This is a genomic window from Arcanobacterium bovis (genome assembly GCF_004331995.1).
Taxonomy (GTDB): domain Bacteria; phylum Actinomycetota; class Actinomycetes; order Actinomycetales; family Actinomycetaceae; genus Arcanobacterium_A; species Arcanobacterium_A bovis.
In genome coordinates, this window is record NZ_SJDT01000006.1 from 17,888 (window position 1) to 38,631 (window position 20,744).

The 20,744-nt window shown below is 49.9% G+C and carries 13 protein-coding genes and 1 CRISPR repeat array; of the genes, 8 read left to right on the forward strand and 5 right to left on the reverse strand.

The window, feature by feature from the left end:
* The first annotated feature begins 3 nt into the window (after window positions 1–3).
* Both EZJ44_RS07420 and EZJ44_RS07425 read left to right on the forward strand, forming a co-directional pair.
* Entirely contained in the window at window positions 4–561 is a 558-nt protein-coding gene (locus EZJ44_RS07420; protein ID WP_131281916.1) for a type 1 glutamine amidotransferase domain-containing protein, read from the forward strand.
* Window positions 562–566: 5 nt separating this feature from the next.
* Window positions 567–881, forward strand: a complete 315-nt coding sequence (locus tag EZJ44_RS07425) for a hypothetical protein (RefSeq protein WP_131281919.1) — start codon at window positions 567–569, stop codon at window positions 879–881.
* 171 nt (window positions 882–1,052) lie between these two features.
* A CRISPR array of direct repeats spans window positions 1,053–4,613; the repeat unit is 36 nt; unit sequence GCTGGGAATCAGTTACCTAACTCCCTGATAGACTTG.
* A 50-nt stretch (window positions 4,614–4,663) separates the two neighbouring features.
* Here EZJ44_RS07425 and cas2 read toward each other — a convergent pair.
* The 4 genes from cas2 to EZJ44_RS07445 form a co-directional block, all read right to left on the reverse strand.
* Window positions 4,664–4,984, reverse strand: coding sequence for a CRISPR-associated endonuclease Cas2 (gene cas2, locus EZJ44_RS07430; protein WP_131281921.1), 321 nt, complete (start codon window positions 4,982–4,984; stop codon window positions 4,664–4,666).
* Entirely contained in the window at window positions 4,974–5,915 is a 942-nt protein-coding gene (gene cas1, locus EZJ44_RS07435; RefSeq protein WP_131281923.1) for a type II CRISPR-associated endonuclease Cas1, read from the reverse strand. The genes cas2 and cas1 overlap by 11 nt, the downstream gene beginning before the upstream one ends.
* The gene (gene cas9, locus EZJ44_RS07440) at window positions 5,903–9,175 is read right to left on the reverse strand and encodes a type II CRISPR RNA-guided endonuclease Cas9 (RefSeq protein ID WP_131281925.1); all 3,273 of its coding nucleotides are present in this window, start codon (window positions 9,173–9,175) and stop codon (window positions 5,903–5,905) included. Before cas9 ends, cas1 begins: the two co-directional genes overlap by 13 nt.
* A 252-nt stretch (window positions 9,176–9,427) precedes the next feature.
* On the reverse strand, window positions 9,428–11,704 hold the full coding sequence (locus tag EZJ44_RS07445) for a hypothetical protein (protein WP_131281927.1): 2,277 nt from the start codon (window positions 11,702–11,704) through the stop codon (window positions 9,428–9,430).
* A gap of 141 nt (window positions 11,705–11,845) precedes the next feature.
* Here EZJ44_RS07445 and EZJ44_RS07450 point away from each other — a divergent pair, with 141 nt between their 5' ends.
* The 6 genes from EZJ44_RS07450 to pflA all read left to right on the forward strand — a co-directional run bounded on the left by EZJ44_RS07450 (window position 11,846) and on the right by pflA (window position 19,703).
* Window positions 11,846–12,901 (forward strand): 3-isopropylmalate dehydrogenase, encoded by a 1,056-nt coding sequence (locus EZJ44_RS07450; protein ID WP_131281929.1) that lies wholly within the window; start codon window positions 11,846–11,848, stop codon window positions 12,899–12,901.
* A gap of 100 nt (window positions 12,902–13,001) precedes the next feature.
* On the forward strand, window positions 13,002–14,141 hold the full coding sequence (locus EZJ44_RS07455) for a branched-chain amino acid aminotransferase (protein ID WP_131281931.1): 1,140 nt from the start codon (window positions 13,002–13,004) through the stop codon (window positions 14,139–14,141).
* A 151-nt stretch (window positions 14,142–14,292) separates the two neighbouring features.
* Entirely contained in the window at window positions 14,293–15,909 is a 1,617-nt protein-coding gene (cimA, locus tag EZJ44_RS07460) for a citramalate synthase (RefSeq protein ID WP_131281933.1), read from the forward strand.
* 427 nt (window positions 15,910–16,336) lie between these two features.
* Window positions 16,337–18,403 (forward strand): formate C-acetyltransferase, encoded by a 2,067-nt coding sequence (gene pflB, locus EZJ44_RS07465; protein ID WP_131282080.1) that lies wholly within the window; start codon window positions 16,337–16,339, stop codon window positions 18,401–18,403.
* Between the two features lie 98 nt (window positions 18,404–18,501).
* Window positions 18,502–18,753 carry an autonomous glycyl radical cofactor GrcA2 gene (gene grcA2, locus EZJ44_RS07470; RefSeq protein ID WP_131281935.1) on the forward strand — a complete coding sequence of 84 codons (252 nt, stop codon included), beginning with the start codon at window positions 18,502–18,504 and terminating at the stop codon, window positions 18,751–18,753.
* Window positions 18,754–18,815: 62 nt separating this feature from the next.
* Window positions 18,816–19,703 carry a pyruvate formate-lyase-activating protein gene (pflA, locus tag EZJ44_RS07475; protein ID WP_131281937.1) on the forward strand — a complete coding sequence of 296 codons (888 nt, stop codon included), beginning with the start codon at window positions 18,816–18,818 and terminating at the stop codon, window positions 19,701–19,703.
* Window positions 19,704–19,974: 271 nt separating this feature from the next.
* Here pflA and EZJ44_RS07480 read toward each other — a convergent pair whose 3' ends face one another.
* Window positions 19,975–20,700, reverse strand: a complete 726-nt coding sequence (locus EZJ44_RS07480; protein ID WP_131281939.1) for a YggS family pyridoxal phosphate-dependent enzyme — start codon at window positions 20,698–20,700, stop codon at window positions 19,975–19,977.
* Window positions 20,701–20,744 lie beyond the last annotated feature (44 nt).

Consider the following 20,744-nt stretch of genomic DNA (forward strand, 5'->3'; position numbering starts at 1 on the left):
AAGATGGCCGGATTAGACGGTTACAAGATCGCATTCCTAGCCAAGCGAGGCTTTGAACAGGATGAGCTCACCGAACCCTGGAAAGCGGTGCTCGAAGCCGGAGGACAACCGGTGCTTGTCTCGGAGGAAAAGGGACTGATCACTGGCTTGGTAGGGGACTGGGATCGCGGCATTGATGTGCCGGTGGATCTGACTTTGGACGAAGCTGATCCAAGCGATTACTTGGGGCTTGTGCTACCTGGCGGAACCTTGAATTCCGATAAAATCCGCACGAATGAGAAGGCGCAGGCTTTTGTGAAAGCCTTTATGGATGCGGGCAAGCCAGTGGCGCCGATTTGCCACGGCGCGTGGATTCTGATCGAGACAGGTACTTTGGCTGGGCGAACGCTCACGTCTACTACGCGTATTCGTACAGATCTGATTAATGCGGGCGCGTACTGGGTGGACACCGAGTTTCATCGCGATGGGAATTTATTGAGCTCGCGCAGTCCGCGCGATATTGATGCGTTCAACCGTGGCATTATTGCTGTTTTCGAAGAAGTAGCAGTTCAGGAGAGGTGAGTGACGTGAAAGAAAAGGAATTTCCAAGAGAGCCCGACGGCGAAAAAGCAGCGTGGAGCTGGGAGGGCGAGCGTTTCACTCCCAACTATGAACGCCGTCTTGAGACTATTTTTGAGGCGGTGCGCGCTTGTGGCTGGGAGCCAGTGATCGGACACCAAGGCACTGAAGACGGCGAAGCCGTGCTCGCGTATCAAGGCAGCAAAGAATCGGACTGGACGTATTTGTTCCAGATTGAGAATCCGGCTGTGCAAGATGAAGTTGATGCAGCAATCGCCGATGGGTCGTTGGAGACGTACATTCGGTACTTGCTCAACGAGTGAATGTAGTGGGGTAGGTATCGGGTGAATGTAGTGCTCGGTCTGTTTTGGTGGTGTCGAGTGGTTGGATGAGCCACTGCAGAGTATTGTGGTCTGCATAGGATGGGACACGGTCCGAGTCAGTTGCATAATCCCTGATAGACTTGGCAGGATTGCGCACAATCAGATAATTAAGCTGGGAATCAGTTACCTAACTCCCTGATAGACTTGGTATGAGGAGTGGGAGACTGAGCGCACGGCTGGGAATCAGTTACCTAACTCCCTGATAGACTTGCGGCTGGCGCTGCAGCCTTAATCTCTGAGCTGGGAATCAGTTACCTAACTCCCTGATAGACTTGTTTTTTCTGGTAAGGGTAGAGCGATAGCGCTGGGAATCAGTTACCTAACTCCCTGATAGACTTGGATTTCAAGATCATAGGCGTAGTAACAGGCTGGGAATCAGTTACCTAACTCCCTGATAGACTTGTACTCGCCGAGTATCGCTGCGTAGTTCTGCTGGGAATCAGTTACCTAACTCCCTGATAGACTTGGCGCTGATCTCGCTGCCGGATTCGGTGGGCTGGGAATCAGTTACCTAACTCCCTGATAGACTTGAATCCGTCTACCGCGCGCTCCAAATTCTGCTGGGAATCAGTTACCTAACTCCCTGATAGACTTGCCAGCGCTGCACGGTAGGCTGTGTAACGGCTGGGAATCAGTTACCTAACTCCCTGATAGACTTGATCGCTAAATTTTTAGGAATGAATCAGAGCTGGGAATCAGTTACCTAACTCCCTGATAGACTTGGCTAGTTTACGCAACTCCTCTTCAATAGGCTGGGAATCAGTTACCTAACTCCCTGATAGACTTGGATACGTCACAGTAAAGGTATTCTGTACCGCTGGGAATCAGTTACCTAACTCCCTGATAGACTTGTACTCTCGTTTATTTCCAGCAGCAGCCAGCTGGGAATCAGTTACCTAACTCCCTGATAGACTTGGTGTACAGTTATAAGCTATACGGCGTGTCGCTGGGAATCAGTTACCTAACTCCCTGATAGACTTGCTGCGCGGCAGGTAGGTCAAGAAGCCGTTGCTGGGAATCAGTTACCTAACTCCCTGATAGACTTGCGGCACTTCGTCAGGTAAAACAGCTAAGGCTGGGAATCAGTTACCTAACTCCCTGATAGACTTGTCTAGCCTACTCTACCGCTGGTGGGGCAGCTGGGAATCAGTTACCTAACTCCCTGATAGACTTGCGAACGTGTTTTAATTTCATGGGCTCTGGCTGGGAATCAGTTACCTAACTCCCTGATAGACTTGGCTTTGACCTGCTCAAGAATCGAAGTAAGCTGGGAATCAGTTACCTAACTCCCTGATAGACTTGAATGTAAAAAATATGATTATTCAACCTAGCTGGGAATCAGTTACCTAACTCCCTGATAGACTTGGCGCGGGCATTCCTCCCTCGAGCGATTCGCTGGGAATCAGTTACCTAACTCCCTGATAGACTTGTCGTTGTCATTCTCCCGCGTCGCGGCACGCTGGGAATCAGTTACCTAACTCCCTGATAGACTTGAGAACAGAAAAGGAACATTTGCAAGAAAGCTGGGAATCAGTTACCTAACTCCCTGATAGACTTGTACGTGATCGACCACCCCAACCAGATCAAGCTGGGAATCAGTTACCTAACTCCCTGATAGACTTGACAATCGCCGAACGCATCACCGACAACGGCTGGGAATCAGTTACCTAACTCCCTGATAGACTTGTCATCACCGCTCTTAAGATCGGGGACATGCTGGGAATCAGTTACCTAACTCCCTGATAGACTTGCGCTTGCGCCGAGTTTTGCACGCCTTTAGCTGGGAATCAGTTACCTAACTCCCTGATAGACTTGCCGAGCTTTGATATGAACGATTTTCGAAGCTGGGAATCAGTTACCTAACTCCCTGATAGACTTGCATCGGATCGAGCATGGTGAAGACTGTTGCTGGGAATCAGTTACCTAACTCCCTGATAGACTTGCGCATGACCGCGTTGTGATGCGCGGCTCGCTGGGAATCAGTTACCTAACTCCCTGATAGACTTGGCGACGCAGGCGTCAGCTGCAACGCATTGCTGGGAATCAGTTACCTAACTCCCTGATAGACTTGTTCATCACTAGTGCTGGCAGTCCTACGTGCTGGGAATCAGTTACCTAACTCCCTGATAGACTTGTTAATTAAAATGTGGATTGGTGTTAAAGGCTGGGAATCAGTTACCTAACTCCCTGATAGACTTGAACGTTGATTACATTCGCACAGAAAACAGCTGGGAATCAGTTACCTAACTCCCTGATAGACTTGGTGCCGCGTAGAGTCGGATAGCGAAAACGCTGGGAATCAGTTACCTAACTCCCTGATAGACTTGACTCTAACATTAGCAATCGTAGAGGTAAGCTGGGAATCAGTTACCTAACTCCCTGATAGACTTGGTCTGGTTTTCCCGGACAGCTAGATGGGGCTGGGAATCAGTTACCTAACTCCCTGATAGACTTGCCGGAAAATCCGGTTTGCAAGCCTTCGAGCTGGGAATCAGTTACCTAACTCCCTGATAGACTTGCTGGAAATACTCACGCCCACCATTCGTGGCTGGGAATCAGTTACCTAACTCCCTGATAGACTTGTTTTTTGAAAGGAAACCATCATGAGCATGCTGGGAATCAGTTACCTAACTCCCTGATAGACTTGAAAGACAGACACACAGTATTACAGCTGGGCTGGGAATCAGTTACCTAACTCCCTGATAGACTTGGATACCTGCGGCGAAGTCACCGTGCCAAGCTGGGAATCAGTTACCTAACTCCCTGATAGACTTGCCAACGACTCAGACAAGCACTCCAAGACGCTGGGAATCAGTTACCTAACTCCCTGATAGACTTGTCATCAGAGGTATTCCACAGGTCATAGGGCTGGGAATCAGTTACCTAACTCCCTGATAGACTTGCGTATGCGACGCCAATACCCGAAATAACGCTGGGAATCAGTTACCTAACTCCCTGATAGACTTGCTCAGGCTGGGTATGACTACACTGCTGTGCTGGGAATCAGTTACCTAACTCCCTGATAGACTTGGGACAAGACTGGTACGTCATATTTTAATGCTGGGAATCAGTTACCTAACTCCCTGATAGACTTGCCGTGGTCTGCGCGATGCCAATAAACAAGCTGGGAATCAGTTACCTAACTCCCTGATAGACTTGCTGGCAACTTGACCAGTAGCGTAAACGAGCTGGGAATCAGTTACCTAACTCCCTGATAGACTTGCGGAACGAGACGCTCAAGCGCATCAGATGCTGGGAATCAGTTACCTAACTCCCTGATAGACTTGTCGTGCTTATAGTGGTAATCCGAATGACCGCTGGGAATCAGTTACCTAACTCCCTGATAGACTTGTTGACGCGCTCGAATGGAATGAGAAAGCGCTGGGAATCAGTTACCTAACTCCCTGATAGACTTGCCACGCTTGGCAGTGCGTAAATCGATTCGCTGGGAATCAGTTACCTAACTCCCTGATAGACTTGTTGACGCGCTCGAATGGAATGAGAAAGCGCTGGGAATCAGTTACCTAACTCCCTGATAGACTTGAATCAGATTTAGGGGAGGAAGGATCATGGCTGGGAATCAGTTACCTAACTCCCTGATAGACTTGAAGAGTTTTGACACTCTTATGTCGTCTGGCTGGGAATCAGTTACCTAACTCCCTGATAGACTTGAGGAGAGTTAGAAAATGGCGCCAGAAAGCCACTTTCTGGCGCCATTTCAATCAAAAAATCATCAATTGTTCGGGTTCTGGATCGGGAAGTTCTTCATGATGATTGGAAAAACGGATAGCTTTTGCCCACTGCTTATCCGTCAAATGGTAGATACGAACTTCGCCACCGACGGGTAGATTCGCTTTAATCGCTTTGACGAGTCGAGTGCCAATGAGTCCGGTAGGGGAATAGTGGGCATAAACGCTATATTGAACCCGGGAAAAACCTATATCTAGCAGGGAGTTTCTGAAACGTGAGTACTCCCGTTTGTCTTGCGCTGTTTTGGTTGGAAGATCAAACATGACAACGCACCACATTGGTTCACTCGCCATCGTAGATCCCGAGCGTTAGTGTGGGTTTCCACACATTTATAGAGAGCTTATTGATATCGCCTTCTAGGTATTGACCGTAATGTTGTGCCAGATTTACTAGTTCCGCAGGAATTGAGTTTCCGCTTTCGCCGAAACTATCGCCGGCAACTTGGACTAACTCTTTTCGAGCTTCTTTGGAGTCGATCGATTCGTTGCACAACGTTGATGCTACGCATGCGTCAATGGCAGGACGGAAAGGCTCTATGAGGTCGTCCGCAAGATTGAAGTTATTTGATCGCCCGCGATGAAACATCCCTAGTGCTGGAGTGAGCCCAGCAGAGAGCACTGCTCTCATTGCATGGCCGCGCAGCACGGTGTATCCATAATCGAGCAAAGCGTTTGATGTAAATACGTCATCTCGCACGCCGGGTTGACGACGAAACCCTTCGTCGCCCCACAAAGAACTCCAATAGATTCTAGCTGCTTGTCCCTCATTATTGGACGAATCGCCTGATTTTAATTCCTTAGCAAGTCTACGTAGCAATCCTGCGTTTGGTCTTCTACAGAAGTCTAGTACGTTCGCCTGTCCGAGGATTTTGGCCTTAACCACGCTTGCCCACGCAGATTTACGCCGTGGCAATGAGCTTTCCATCTGTGCAATCTGCCTAGCACCAACCCTGCTGTGTTCACTCCAAGCATAAGCACCACCAATTGGTACGCCTTTCCAGTCACAGAAGATCACCGAAACATCGTCTCCAAATAACCGGTGAAGCGCACCAGCCGAAAAACGTGTGTTTACACCGATAAAAACGATTCCAACGTCAGCAGTAGGAACCCTAACGGCATCGCCGCCGTCAGGCGTAATAAGGAGAGATCCTCGATCAGGCGAAACCTTCCCTTGAAAGCTTGAAAAATCGAGGATCCTCCATTGCTCCGCATTTAGGCGTGCCATGATTCTGGAAGGCCGTGTTTCGAGTGCGTTCGTGGAACACCAAGTGCGCTCCTCCTAATGACATGAGGACTTCCGTATTGACAGATAACGTTGATTGCAGGAAACCAACCACCGCCGTCAATAATTTTGTACGAACTTTCGCAATGTTGATCTTTTAATCCTTCTGCTGAGAGCATTGCAGGACGTAATCTGAGTCTTGCATTCGAATAGAACCCAGCCACCCTAAATCTATTCTGACCTGGGAAATCATCCAACATTTCCTTTATCTGTCCAGAAATTAGTTTCGGATTGCTAATATCAATAACCATCTCATCACCAGCTACCAGCCAACCGAGGTATTCAGCTGTGCCGTCCGCCAGCGCCTTTCGAATCTTCGGTTCAGCAGCGCGTATTGAGATGCTTTGTGGCTTGAGTTCCACGTTGAAGAGATCCTCACCGCGGTGCGAGATTAAATCGCACATGAATACGCGAACCATCGCAAAAACTGGCTTCTTTCCATTGATACGGTAGACACGTGCGTGATGAATAGTATTGCCAATTTCTGCATAGCCTCCACGAACAGCAATAGCAGCTGCTCCTGTGCCGAAAATACCCACAGTATCTTTCGCTGTGAAGTACTCATTCTTTACCCGAATCTGGCGTGTGTCGTTTTCCGGTAAGCCAGTTTTCGCATCAAAATCTTCGCAGCGTGTGAGCGCACACCACAGAGCTTCACTTGAGGCGCGGTCAATTTCAGTTGTTGTCCATGCCGAGCCGACTTCCTTATAAGTCAACTTTCGAATGCTATCGTCGTGAGCTCGTCCGTTCCCGAGCCCGAGCCGTAGATTCTCCATAACAGGAATGGAGTCCGTTGCTAGCGCGTCATTAAACAAGAAAGATAGCCGATCCATCTTATTTATCCATTCGCCAAAGCTCTGCTTAGCTCCATCAAATCGTCCGCGGTATTCTTTCCATGTTTCAGCCTTGCGAAGCATCCGCTCGGTATCTCGGAGGTTGATACGCTCAGCAAGTGTTTTCGAGATACCAGGAGACATTAATGCAATAGTAGCCGCATCCATCGCATGATGACGCCGATCCAAGCGAGTCTTGCCGCCGCCGCCAATCATCTCAACGCGATCTTCAAAACCTGATGCTTTACGAGCTTGTGCAGTAATTTTTCCTTGATATACTCCTACCTTTGAGTTGGGGTTTTCCTGTTTGAGGAAATACTCAATGCGGTGGCGGAGCTCGTTAGCCATCCAGGCAACAGATTCCATTGACCGGTTATCGAGTTCAGGATCCTCACTTGTGCGTGACAGGCGGTCTATTACATCTTTCTTGAAATTGTTCCACTGCTTGGTGCTCAATCCTTCTTCATAGTGCCAATGCTTAACACGATCAACCGCCTTTGCAAGTGTGATTTCTGGGTTAGGATTTTGTTGCGCCCAGACTCGGAACGGGATGTTGCCCTTCGAGCGGTTGCATGAGATACAGACTGCCGCCAAGTTATTACGCGTATTGGTCGAACCCACGCCTTTGCGTGGAACAATATGATCCATTTCGCAGTCGTTCATTGAAATTTGGGCGCCACAATATGCGCACTGGCAGTTTTGGCGTTTTACTGCAAGGTATCGGGTTATATCGGACTTTCGCACGCGCCCTGAACCTTGATCAGCATGGATCTGCTCAACGATGTTACGGTTTCGCTCAGCTCTCTTGCCGTTTTCACGTTCATATTCGCGCGCCATTTTTTCCGACACGAAGCCGTCACGCATATGCTCAATATTGACGACGTTCGGGTAGCCAAATTCTTTTATAGCACTCGTCAGCCACCGGTTGACGATCTTCAATACTCGATCGACGCCCGGATTTCCAACTGGCAAGCCGATGGGATCAGCGGATGGTTTCCATGAATCGTCGACTCCAAACTCTGCTTTGCGTGCCTCATGAAGATCTATACCTTCGTTAAGCATGCGATTTGTCAAGCGCGTCAACGAGTCCACAGAGTACGCGGCACGGCCAGCCGGCAAGTCGACCCCACTGAGCTCTTCTAACTCTTTATCAGATAATCCTGCGAGGAAACTCTGCGCTGCTTCAGCTCCATCAGCATCGTCTTCGAGAATGTCCGCGTTGGACATCAACGCAATTAATGCTGCGCGCTCGTCTTCAGAAGCGTCTTGCCACCATAGTGACAGAGCCTTAGGTTTTGCTTTAACAATCCGCTGGTTCGTCACGTTAACAGGAGGTTTTGCATAAGGACGTTCGCCATCAGGTCCTTCTTTTGCAGTTCCTTCCAAATTATCGCGGACGACGCCGAGCAGTTCTGCTACGTCCGTCCATGTTACGGCGTCGTCACTAGAAGCTTCCATAAGGAATTCCACCACTTTTAGACGCTCGTCTTTGGTGAGCGAACGTGTGGTTCCGGCGTCTTCACGAATACGCAGGTTCGCTACAACTGACACGATGCGATACTTTTGGAAAGCGGGGTGCGCTTTTTCTGCGCGGGGGAGATGATGTTGGCCTGGTAGTTCATCTTTTCCTGTGCGAGACGCTGCGCTACCCACTGGTGATTTTGCATCGAATACTACATCGATGATGTCATTGATGTCTTCTGTTGATATGCCCTGTTTTGCGGCAATCTTCCGTAGTTCATTTGCGTTGTCAGATTGACGGAGTTTGCCTCCGAGAATGCCGCCCTCGCCACGTACTTTCGTATAGTCCGCAATCATATCGGCGATGATTTCGGCTGGAGTGGCATCTTCGTCAGGCATAACGCCGTTGTATTCAGTAAGTCGTTCCTTTAATTTCTTGAACTCTTCAGAATCCGCAGCGGGCAAATGCAGTGACTTCACACTTGCGTACGGGCTGCGCCATCCGCGGTGCCTTGCCATATGGCGAAGTGTGATAGAAAGCGCTGAAGGGAATTCATCAGCAGGCAGCTCTTCACGAGCAAGTTTGGCGCGAATATGCCAAGGAGCGTGAGGGTCAGCGATTTCTTCGAGATTTATGATTGGGTATCCCTTTGCTGTAAGGAAATCGTCCAATGCGCGGAGTCTTTGCTTACGACGCCGATATAGGCGTCGTGTACGTCGTGCAACGCCGCTTGTGGCCAGTCGTGTAATTGCTTTCTTACGCTGCTCTGGATCTACGCCAGAATCATGCACATAAACAACAGAATTTAGGATTCGAGTCGGAAGGCCATTCTCGCCGATCTCGAGTGCACATAAACCAACAGAGTTCGTTCCAACGTCAACGCCGACGTTATAATTCATTGTCTTCATACAACTATTATTCACAATATCTTTTGCAAATGTGTGACTTTTGTAAGGTAAGTTGTTGAATATCTGATCGGAAATGCAAATCGGGCGCCCATGGCGCCCGATTAAGCAATAAATGCTTTTAGCATTCGACTACGCAAACGTGGCGTAGCTTACTGAGAATCAGTTATGGATCAATCATAAGTTCGAATACTTTGAATTGTCAACTGTTTTCTGTATTGATTTGTGAAATATTAAATCGCGAGGCCAGCATGGTTAAACCGCCAACGCCCGGCGTCTGGCAGCGCCTCCGATTACGGTCATAACCCCGCCACCAAAGACCAACATAAGACCAAGTACTGCCCATGCATTGATATCTGCGCCTCCAGTGCTTGCCAACTTCGAAGCTGGCGCGCTCGCACTGGAGTCACCATCGAGAACGGGTGTTGGCGGCGTCGGCTCAACAGTCACGGGCGGTGTAGGCACAGCTTCCACCACCGTACTCGGATTCAAGCAAGCTGAGCTGGACGAACTTGCTGTAGCTGTACCGTTCGTCGTCCACACCAGCGTTGCTGTGTTGAAAAGTCCTTGCCCGGCAGTCGGCGTCGTTCCACATTTGCTTGGCTGGTCGATAGATTCCGTGAGCTGGTACTGAACAGCGACGGTGTAGTGATCCGTTCCGTTTGCCGCAATAGTCCGCGGTGTCGAGCCCAGCTTGAATGGAGCGGCAGAGCCTAGATCGCCACTCAGTTTGGTGCCATCGGCAGCCGTCAAAGTGTACGAGGCGCCTACTACCTTTACCCCTTGAGTAAAGTCAGGAGTGTCCACAATTGGGTCGTATGTGCGCGTCTCAGACGAGCTTGGATTCATTACATCAATGGAATACTGAGCAGTGTAAATTCCGCCTTTAGGATCCGCAACGCTCACACCGCTCTTCTTAATATCGCAAGAAACAATCTGGGTGTCGGAATTTCCTGCTTCATTCCACGCCGAAATGCGGTATTCGTATTGGTAAGGGTCGCCAAGTCCTGTGAGTGTTCGGGAGGTTTCAGTTGAAGCGGTTGTTTTTGCGACGACGGCGAAGTCCGTCGTTCCTTTCAGCCGCTTTTCTACCACATAGTCCAATATGTCTGTTTGTTGGTACGGGGTTGCGTTAGCCGAATCGCTTGACCAGTTCAACGCGGCTGTTCCGCCGTTATCCGCTGAGCACTGAGCTTGGGAATTGACGATGGGTGACGGCGTCTTTCCAAGTATCATAACGCGCGTTCTGGAGGTTCCCTCGGCAACTGAAATGTACATACGTCCGTTCGCATCAAACACAAGATCGCGTACCGTGCTCAGACCAGGAAATTCTGCGGCTGTAAACTCGCGTACCCACACGCCGTCTTTCGTGAACTGCTGAATATTCCCGCTACCTGTCCATGCGTAGACGTCGCGAGTCTTGGGCTCAACGACGACGTTGAACACTACATCGTTTGCACCGAGGTGTCCTTGCCCGAAGGTGGAGAGGAGTTTCCCGTCTTTATCGCGCTTTTCAATGAAGATTGGCTTGTCTTTCCAGCGTGCTGAGTCAAGTTTGAATTCAGCCAGCGCGATATACATGCTCGAATCTACTGGGTCTACAGCGACTCCGTAGGGATCTCGAAAACCAGAATCGCTTGCGTCGTACGTGCCTGGAGGTAAATTGAGTTTAATGGTGCGTTTAAATGTACCGTCAGCGTTAAATTCTTGTATGTAGTTACTAACTTCTGTGTTTGCCAATACCGTATTTTGCGGTGTGGTTGTTATTCCCACGGAGTATTGCAGCATACCGGGTTTGTCTTTATTTGCCCACGAGTCCGTGCCCGTTGCCTGGCGATAGCCTGCTCCTCCCAGACTGCTTGAAAGGTCTTGGCCGAATCGTTTGATTGCTCCGGGTAAACCCGATAGTGGCGCTACAGCCTCGGAGTCAACGATCCAAGCTGTGCCATCGGCGGTGAAAGTTGCACCACGCGGGCCGTGTACAAGCTGTTCGTTGGCGGGAAATGTGACGGTATTACGATTGGCGAGATCAACGTATCGCTTGCCCAGACCGGCATTCGCCCCATTTGCTGTCCCTGGAGCCAAGCTCGAGTATGTGCCATCGACCAAGTAATCAGAGAAGGATTTCTCGCTGGTGGCACTTTGAGCTGCGGACGTGAGTGGGTAATCAAAGATTTGTGGGGTGCCTACCTGACATGGCGAAGACTTACCGACGATGAAACATCCGAACCTACTGGAAAGTACTTTTCCAGAGTCAGTTACAACCAGCGATTGATCGGTGGGGTCGAAAGCCAGACCGTACGTAAACACTGTTCCGGTGCCATTTTGGGTATCGATTTCGCCGATATAGCCCCACTGATCGCTGCCGTTACTCTTGCCGCTGTTCGCAACTACTGGTACCGACGTCGTTCCTGCCGGAGTTTGTGTTGCATGTGCAATATCGCCGCAAAATGCGAACGGAGACGCAATCAGGGCAGCTGTGCATGCAGCAAGAACTGCGTGGAACTTTGTCTTTTTAGATATGTGACTCATTTTAGTGCCTATTATTCTCATATTCGTTTTATTAACATAATGAAATCACGAATTACAGAAAAGTCAAAAAATGGTTAAAAATCGCTTCTCATATTTTGAAATTAATATTCCGTAGTGTGGTCGCTAGTCTAGGCTTTCGATATGGCGCAAAGTATTGATTTAGCAGTGATTCCTGGTGACGGAATTGGCCCGGAAGTTGTAGCCGAAGGCTTGCGAGTTCTTCGCGCGGTAACGGATCGTGCAGGCATTGTACTTAACGAAACATGCTATGATCTCGGAGCTTCTCGATGGCATCGCACCGGGGATGTTCTTTCCGACGATGATCTGGCGAGCATCAAACGCAAAGATGTGATTTTGCTGGGTGCGGTGGGTGATCCGTCCACGCCTTCTGGACTCCTCGAGCGTGGCTTGCTACTCAAACTCCGATTCGAACTGGATCACTACGTAAATCTCCGTCCTTCACGTTATTACGACGGCGTCGTCAGCCCGCTCGCAAATCCGCGCGGTGTGGACTTTGTGGTGGTGCGTGAAGGAACTGAGGGATTGTACTGCGGAAATGGTGGCGCAATTCGCGTCGGAACTCCGCAAGAAATGGCCACCGAAGTCTCGGTTAATACTGCTTTCGGTGTTGAACGAGTTGTTCGTTTTGCATTCGAACAGGCTGTGAACAGGCGCAATAAACTGACTTTGGTTCACAAACACAACGTCTTGGTTCATGCAGGGCATCTGTGGCGCCGCACGGTGGAGCGGGTGGGACGTGAGTACCCGAGCGTCGTTACTGATTACATTCACGTGGACGCCGCCACAATTTATTTAGTCACCGATCCACAACGTTTCGACGTGATCGTGACCGACAATCTGTTTGGGGATATTCTCACCGACGAGGCAGGAGCCATTACTGGAGGTATTGGCCTTGCTGCCTCGGGAAATATCAACCCGGAGCGCGAGTTTCCGTCGATGTTTGAACCAGTTCATGGTTCGGCGCCTGATATTGCTGGAACTGGGAAAGCTGATCCGACGGCGACGATTCTTTCTGTTGCGATGATGCTCGATTTCTTGGGGCATCCGCAATTGGCACAGAGCGTCAACGCTGCAGTTGAAGCTGACATGGCGCAGCGCGCGAAACCAGCTGCTGAAGGAAAGAAGTTACAGCGCAGTACGACGCAAATTGGGCGCGATATTTTGAATCTGCTCTGATCGTATGGTCACGATTTTTGGCGGTAGCGTCGCAGTAGAATGAAAACGTACCGAGACGAGTTCATAGTTGCGAATGCGCATCAATGGAGAGGTGAATGAAATGGCACATCAAGAAACGGATCTTGAAAAGATTGCTGGACGTGAGCTACCGGCAGCATCCGAGCTGGCCGGTCGATTTGTGTTGCAACATCATGACCACCGCAAAACTGATGCGCAGTATGGAAAGATTATGGGCAACCTCGGGTTTGGCGTGGATTTTTCAGATTACATGGCACGTGCCACCTGGACTGCCGATGCTGGTTGGCATAACAAAGTAATCGAACCTTATGGTTCGATCGCGCTAGATCCGGGTGCGTCGGTACTACATTATGGCCAGGAAATTTTTGAAGGCCTCAAAGCGTATAGGCACGACGACGGAACGGTCTGGACTTTCCGTCCAAGTTATAACGGTGCACGGCTCAATTATTCTGGTGCACGCTTGGCTATTCCGGAGCTGCCAATTGAGGATTTTATTGCATCGATAGTTGATTTAGTACGCGCTGATCAACGATGGGTACCAACCGGTCAAGGCGCTTCGCTCTACCTGCGTCCATTTATCTTTGCATCTGAATCTTTCTTGGGAGTGCGAGCAGCAACTCGTTACGAATATGTGGTTATTGCTTCGCCATCTGGTCCTTATTTCACCAATGGATTTAAGCCGATTGAGGTGTGGGTTGATCAGAAGTATCACCGAGCGGGTCCTGGAGGAATGGGAGACGCTAAGACGGGCGGTAACTATGCGTCGTCTTTGCTGCCTAAAATTGATGCTCACTATCGCGGATTTGATGAGGTACTGTTCCTGGATGCAGCAACGAACTCGAATCTTGACGAACTGGGGGGAATGAACGTTTTTTTGGTGCTCAAAGATGGAAGCGTCAAAACTCCACAATTGACGGGCAATATTTTGCCTGGCGCTACGCGTTCATCGATTATTCGTTTCTTAGAGGCTCAGGGAACGGCGGTGGATGAATGTACGATCAGTCTTGCCGCGCTTCGCGAGGGGATCGAAGCAGGCGAAATCCAAGAAATGTTTGCCTGTGGCACGGCTGCCGTTGTTACGTCGATTGGGCGGATTGCCGGTGAGAATTTTGACCTCTCTCTTCCGAACAATACGGTTACGCGTCATATATATGATGAATTGACATCAATCCAACTGGGCAATAAAGAGGACTCATTTGGGTGGCTCTATCAACTCGCTTGATAGATTTCGCGCTGTGAAGTGGTAATTTTTCAACTAACCTTGGAGTGGGTTCCAAGGCTAGTGGATTCCAAGGCAGATTTCGCGTAGAAAACCGTTCTTGCGGAAACATTCGTGCAGATGTTATTCGTGCAGTTACTAATTGAGGTAAAACATGACAGAAAAGGTGTTCGTCTACGATACGACCTTGCGTGACGGGGCGCAGCAGGAAGGGATGAATCTGTCTGTTGCCGATAAATTGGCGTTGCTGCCGATTATTGAAGCCATGGGAGCAGATTATATTGAAGGCGGCTGGCCAGGTGCTATTCCTCGCGATACCGAATTCTTTGCCCGCGTAAGAGCAGCGAATCCACTGCAAACTGCACAATTGGTAGCTTTTGGTGCAACGTGCAAAGTGGGAGTAGCTCCGCACGACGATCCACAAATCCAAGCCTTGATCGCATCCGAGGCGCCGATCCTGTGCTTAGTGGCGAAGTCTGATATTCGACATGTTGAACAGGCATTACGTACCACTGGTGACGAAAATTTACGCATGATCACTGAATCAGTGAAGTATTTGCGAAGCCTGAACCGGGAAGTGATGATCGATCTTGAACATTTCTTCGACGGTTTTGCCTTTGATCCTGAGTATGCAACGTCGGCGGCGGTTGCAGCGCTTAGTTCCGGCGCCAGCTGGGTAATTTTATGCGACACTAATGGTGGTACGTTGCCGTCTCGTATTGCTGCGACGATTGGTGATCTTCGAAATCGTTTGCGCGACAGTGGTATTGACGCGCCTAACTTGGGAATTCATGCTCATGACGACGGCGGATGTGCAGTTGCCAATACGATCACGGCGGTGGATGCGGGATGCCGGCAAATCCAAGGCACAGTAAACGGCTACGGTGAGCGCACTGGAAACGCCAACCTCATCACGTGCGTAGCTGATCTGCAAATCAAGACGCCGTATCAGTTGGTTACCGAGGTTCAACTGAGTAATTTGTCGAAAGTTGCCTATGCGGTTTCGGAAATTACCAATATTTCTCCTGCTCGGCGTCAGCCCTATATTGGCGTTTCTGCATTCGCTCACAAGGCGGGTCTCCATGCTTCCGCGATTCGGATAAACCCCGATCTCTACCAGCATATTGATCCGATGGTGGTGGGAAATGATATGCGAATGCTTGTTTCTGATATGGCAGGTAGAGCATCGATTGAGCTCAAGGCACGTGAATTTGGTATTGACTTGAGCAGCAATAAATTTGCATTGGCTCAGATCACGGATCGAGTGAAAGCGGCCGAAGCACAAGGATATACCTATGATGCCGCCGATGCGTCTTTCGAGCTGCTTATCCGAGAGATAGTATTTGGTGAGCGCCCATGCTATTTCGAGATTGAATCGTGGTCTACACATGTGGCAACACAAGCTCACAATGTCTCGCAAACGTACTCTGAAGCTAATGTGAAAATCCATGCTGGCGGGCGGAGAATTATGCGCATTGGTGAGGGAGTGGGACCTGTAGACGCTCTTGATTCCGCGCTGAGAACTGCGCTAAAGAACGTCTATCCTTTGCTCAATTCTTTCGAACTCGTCGATTTCAAAGTTCGTATTCTTGACTCTACTCGTGGTACGGCTGCTATTACGCGCGTCTTGATTACTTTGAAAGACGACGCCGGTGAATGGACCACCGTTGGCGTAGGAGTGGACGTTATCGAAGCGTCATGGGAAGCCTTGATTGACGGTTATATCTGTGGATTGATGCGCAATGGAATCGCGCCCGATTGCGGCAAATGAAATTCCGGTAGATCGCGTGAGGCTCACAATCCGATAGATTGCTGATTACGGGGTCGCGGGGCTTAACAATCTCGACAGTGCCCACATGTTTAGCTTGAAATTGTTAAGTTTCCGTATTGATCCAGATCACAAAAAGTCCTAGCTACCAACCTATGCTCGGTGATTGTTGAAAATTGCTGATGTTATGGGGAAATATCGCAGTGTTTGTGATGAGCGTCAAGCGCCCGAAGGGTCATTAGTCCCGTTAGAACAAATGTAAAATTTCACCCTGTCCGAAATGTCCCAAATGTGGCAATATGAGAATGTGATTTGCGTCTGAGCTTTAGTAACTTCGCCAGCCGCTTCCTAGTATGGAAGTACAGATAAAACTTTATCTAAGGAGAGAAGCGCTGTGAGCGTGAACGCAGGTCAAACATCGGTAAATGAAATGCAATTTGCTGGTTGGGAAGGTTTCGCTGGAGAAACTTGGAAATCAGAAATTAATGTCCGTGACTTTATCCAGGAGAATTACACCCCGTACGAGGGTGACGATTCCTTCTTGGCTGGTCCCACCGAAAAAACCCTCAATCTGTGGAAGACGCTTGATGAGAAGTATCTTTCGGTTGAGCGTGAAAAGCGTGTGTACGACGTCGACGTCGATATCCCAGCAGATGTTGATGCCTTCGGTCCAGGCTACATTTCGGAAGACGACGATGTCGTCGTTGGTTTGCAAACGGATGTGCCTCTCAAGCGTGCCATGATGCCTAATGGTGGATGGCGCATGGTTGAGGCAGCAATTAACGAAGCTGGTAAGGAGATTAACCCGCGCGTTAAGGAAATCTTCACCAAGTATCGCAAGACCCACAACGAAGGTGTTTTCGATATTTACACGCCGCGTATTCGTGCTGCTCGCTCGTCGCATATTATTACCGGCCTGCCAGATGCCTATGGGCGTGGCCGCATCATTGGCGACTACCGCCGCGTCGCTCTCTACGGCGTCGATTACCTCATCAACGAGAAGATCGAAGCGCGCGATTCAGTTGCCGATCAGCCATTCTCTGAGCACTGGGCACGTTACCGCGAAGAGCATTCAGAGCAGATCAAGGCTCTCAAGAAGCTCAAGCGTATGGCGGAAAGTTACGGTTTCGATATCTCACAGCCAGCTACCACCGCTAAAGAAGCAGTGCAGTGGACCTATTTCGGTTACTTGGCTTCGGTGAAGTCCCAAGACGGCGCAGCAATGAGCTTCGGTCGTCTCTCTGGATTCTTCGATGTCTACTTCGAGCGTGACTTCCAGCGCGGAATTCTCACTGAATCCGAGGCTCAGGAAATCATCGACGCCCTAGTTATCAAGTTGCGCATCGTTCGTTTCTTGCGCACCGAGGCTTACGATCAGATCTTCTCAGGCGATCCGTATTGGGCAACATGGTCCGACGGTGGCTTCTCGGAAGACGGCCGCACTCTTGTTACCAAGACTTCGTTCCGCCTCCTCCAGACTCTCATGAATCTTGGCCCAGCACCGGAGCCAAACATCACGATCTTCTGGTCGGATCAGCTTCCAGTTGGTTACAAGAACTTCTGTGCTCGCGTTTCGATTGAAACGTCGTCAATCCAGTACGAGGCAGATGAGCAGATTCGTTGCCATTGGGGCGACGACGCTGCTATCGCATGCTGTGTTTCGCCAATGCGCGTGGGTAAGCAGATGCAGTTCTTCGGCGCTCGCGTCAATGCTGCAAAGGCTCTTTTGTACGCCATGAATGGTGGACGCGATGAGATGTCCGGCAAGCAGATCGTCGAGGGCTATTCGCCAATCGAAAGCGATGGCGAACTCGATTTCGACGAGGTGTGGGCAAAGTATGAGGACATGCTTGACTGGGTAGTCGGTACCTATGTTGAAGCCCTCAACATCATCCACTACAGCCACGATAAGTACGCTTACGAAGCTATGGAAATGGCTTTGCACGACTCCGATATCGTTCGCACGATGGGTTGTGGAATCGCAGGTCTTTCGATCGTTGCAGATTCGCTCTCGGCTATTAAGTATGCCAAGGTCACGCCGATCCGCGACGAAACCGGTCTGATTGTTGATTATAAGACGGAAGGCGATTTCCCACGTTACGGAAATGACGACGATCGTGCAGATGATATTGCTGCTACCATCGTTCACACCGTGATGAGCAAGATCAAGGCCATCCCGATGTACCGTGATGCTATTCCAACGCAGTCGGTTCTTACGATTACCTCAAACGTGGTCTATGGCAAGGCAACTGGAAACTTCCCATCGGGTCACCGCGCAGGAACGCCATTCGCTCCAGGTGCAAACCCTGAAAATGGTGCGGACACCCACGGCATGCTCGCCTCGATGCTTTCGGTAGGAAAGCTCGATTACGACGACGCTCTGGACGGTATTTCCTTGACCAACACTATTGTTCCTTCCTCGTTGGGACGCACCCAACAGGAGCAGATCGAAAATCTGGTCGGCATCATGGATGCTGGCTTCATTAAGCAAGACTGAGTCCGAAAACACGTTGCTTGGCAGTAGAAATATGTTGCCAAGCAACTAAAATCGGTATTGGGAAAAACATATTTAATAAAACCGTTTAGGAGAATCTCATGGCAACAAAAACATACGCAGAGCGTGAAGCCTCAATGAAGGCAAGCCGTGAAGCCAAGGGTGGCATTCAGGGGCTTTACCATGCAAATATCAACGTGCTCAACCGTGATACTCTCGAGGACGCCATGGAGCATCCTGAGAAGTACCCACAGCTCACTGTGCGTGTTTCTGGTTACGCAGTGAACTTCGTGCGTCTTACTCGCGAGCAGCAGATGGACGTAATCTCGCGCACCTTCCACGAAGGAATGTGACGCATCGCCGCTGCATTTAAGTGTGGCGGCAAACAAAAAGCAACTTTAAGGATCGGGGCGGTATGACTTTGTTAAAAACTCGGGCAACTGAGGGATCAACAGGGGAGTACCGCCCCGAACCGCTTGAAATCGAAGTTCCGCGCCTTGGTGGCGCTGGACTTTCCGGCGTTACCTTTGCTGGGCACATGAGCCACACGGAGCAAATGATGGCGGTTCGTGCTGGCGAAGTAGGATCAGTGCACTCGTGGGAGCTGGTCACTGCGGTTGATGGTCCAGGTACGCGCATGACTACCTTTTTCGCAGGTTGCCCACTGCGATGCTTATATTGTCATAACCCCGACACGATGAAGATGCGGGACGGCACAGCAGTTCGTACAGAGGATCTACTGGCACGCATTTCGCGTTATCGTTCAGTTTTTCGGGCGACGGGCGGTGGAGTCACCTTCTCTGGTGGGGAGCCGTTATTCCAACCTGCTTTTTTGGCGAAATTATTGCGCGGATGCAAAGAAATGGGAATCCATACCGCCATTGACACTTCCGGCTTCCTCGGTACTGCCCTCACAGATACAATGATGGACGATCTCGACTTAGTACTTCTCGACGTCAAGAGTGGTATCCCTGAGGTTTATAAGAAGACGACGGGTCGCGAATTGGAGCCTACGCTTCGTTTCGGACAGCGACTTTCAGATGCTGGTAAGCCGATTTGGATTCGCTTTGTTCTTGTGCCTACCTTGACCGATTCACCAGAGAATGTGAACGCAGTTGCGGATATTGTGAGCGCTTGGAAGTCTGTAGAACGCGTTGAAGTTCTTCCTTTTCACCAGATGGGCCGCGACAAGTGGGAGACGCTGGGGATGGAATACGAACTTGACGACGTCGTCCCGCCGTCAAACGAAGATACCGAAGCTGTGCGGGAAATTTTCCGCGCGCGTGGTCTAACTGTTCACTGACGAGCCGTTATCTTAGTGTTCCTGGCTTTCAGGAGAACATTTTGAAGTATATATTCCCGTCTAATGTGCGGTTAAAATAATTGAGCATTGAAATATGTTGAATTGAAAATCGCACCATTTCTCAAAGCCGGTAATTAATTTGTGATCCAGGTTAAGTGTCGTTACTCTAGCAGTAGAGACATAACCCGGACAACGGAGTCCGGGCCCTCTTAAAGAAATATCCTTTTCACGCGGTTCAAAGATTTCGCTTAAATTCAGTCAAGCAGTTTTCCTAAACATTTCTTGCACCAAAAATTGCGGTTCCGACGCGAACAAGTGTTGAACCGTGCGCAACTGCTAGTTCAAGATCGCTGGTCATTCCCATGGAAAGTTCCCCTGCGTTTTCAAGTCCGTCAATTTGATTCATCTCAGATAAAAGCTTGCGGGTAGTAGCGAAACTTGTGGCAACGGCGTCGGGATCTGGGGAATTGGCACCAATAGTCATCAAGCCCTGCACTGTAACGTAGGGGAGAGATACCACGCTTTGTGCGAGCTCAAGTAGCTTATCTGGTTCACATCCAAACTGGGTGGTAGCTCCGGAAGAATTAACTTGAAGCAATATGGGATATGGCGCGTCGGCCTCGCCTGTAGCGCAGCGTGCTTCTTGCCGCCGGTTGATACGCTGGGCATATTTGAGGCTGTCCACGGTGTCGATCCGCTGCGCGTAGGTCATTGCCGTGCTCAGCTTATTTGATTGAACGTGCCCGATGACGGTAGTCGTGTGGGGCGGAGCGTTGAGCGCGAGTAGATCGCGCTCGGATTCTTCGAGCTGATGCACTAAATTGTGCCCTAATAAAGTTTCTCCGCAGGCGAGTGCGCGCATGATATGTGCGGCGGGTTGGTATTTAGCGGCAAGCATGAGTTTGATTTCTTTAGGATCACGGCCTGCGGTGAGGGCAGCAGCTCGGATGCGGTTACGAACTGCGCAAATATTTCCTTCGATATCGATGCTGTCCATTATTTCGCTCTCTTTCAATACTTCTGCTTAAATGTTTCTGCGCG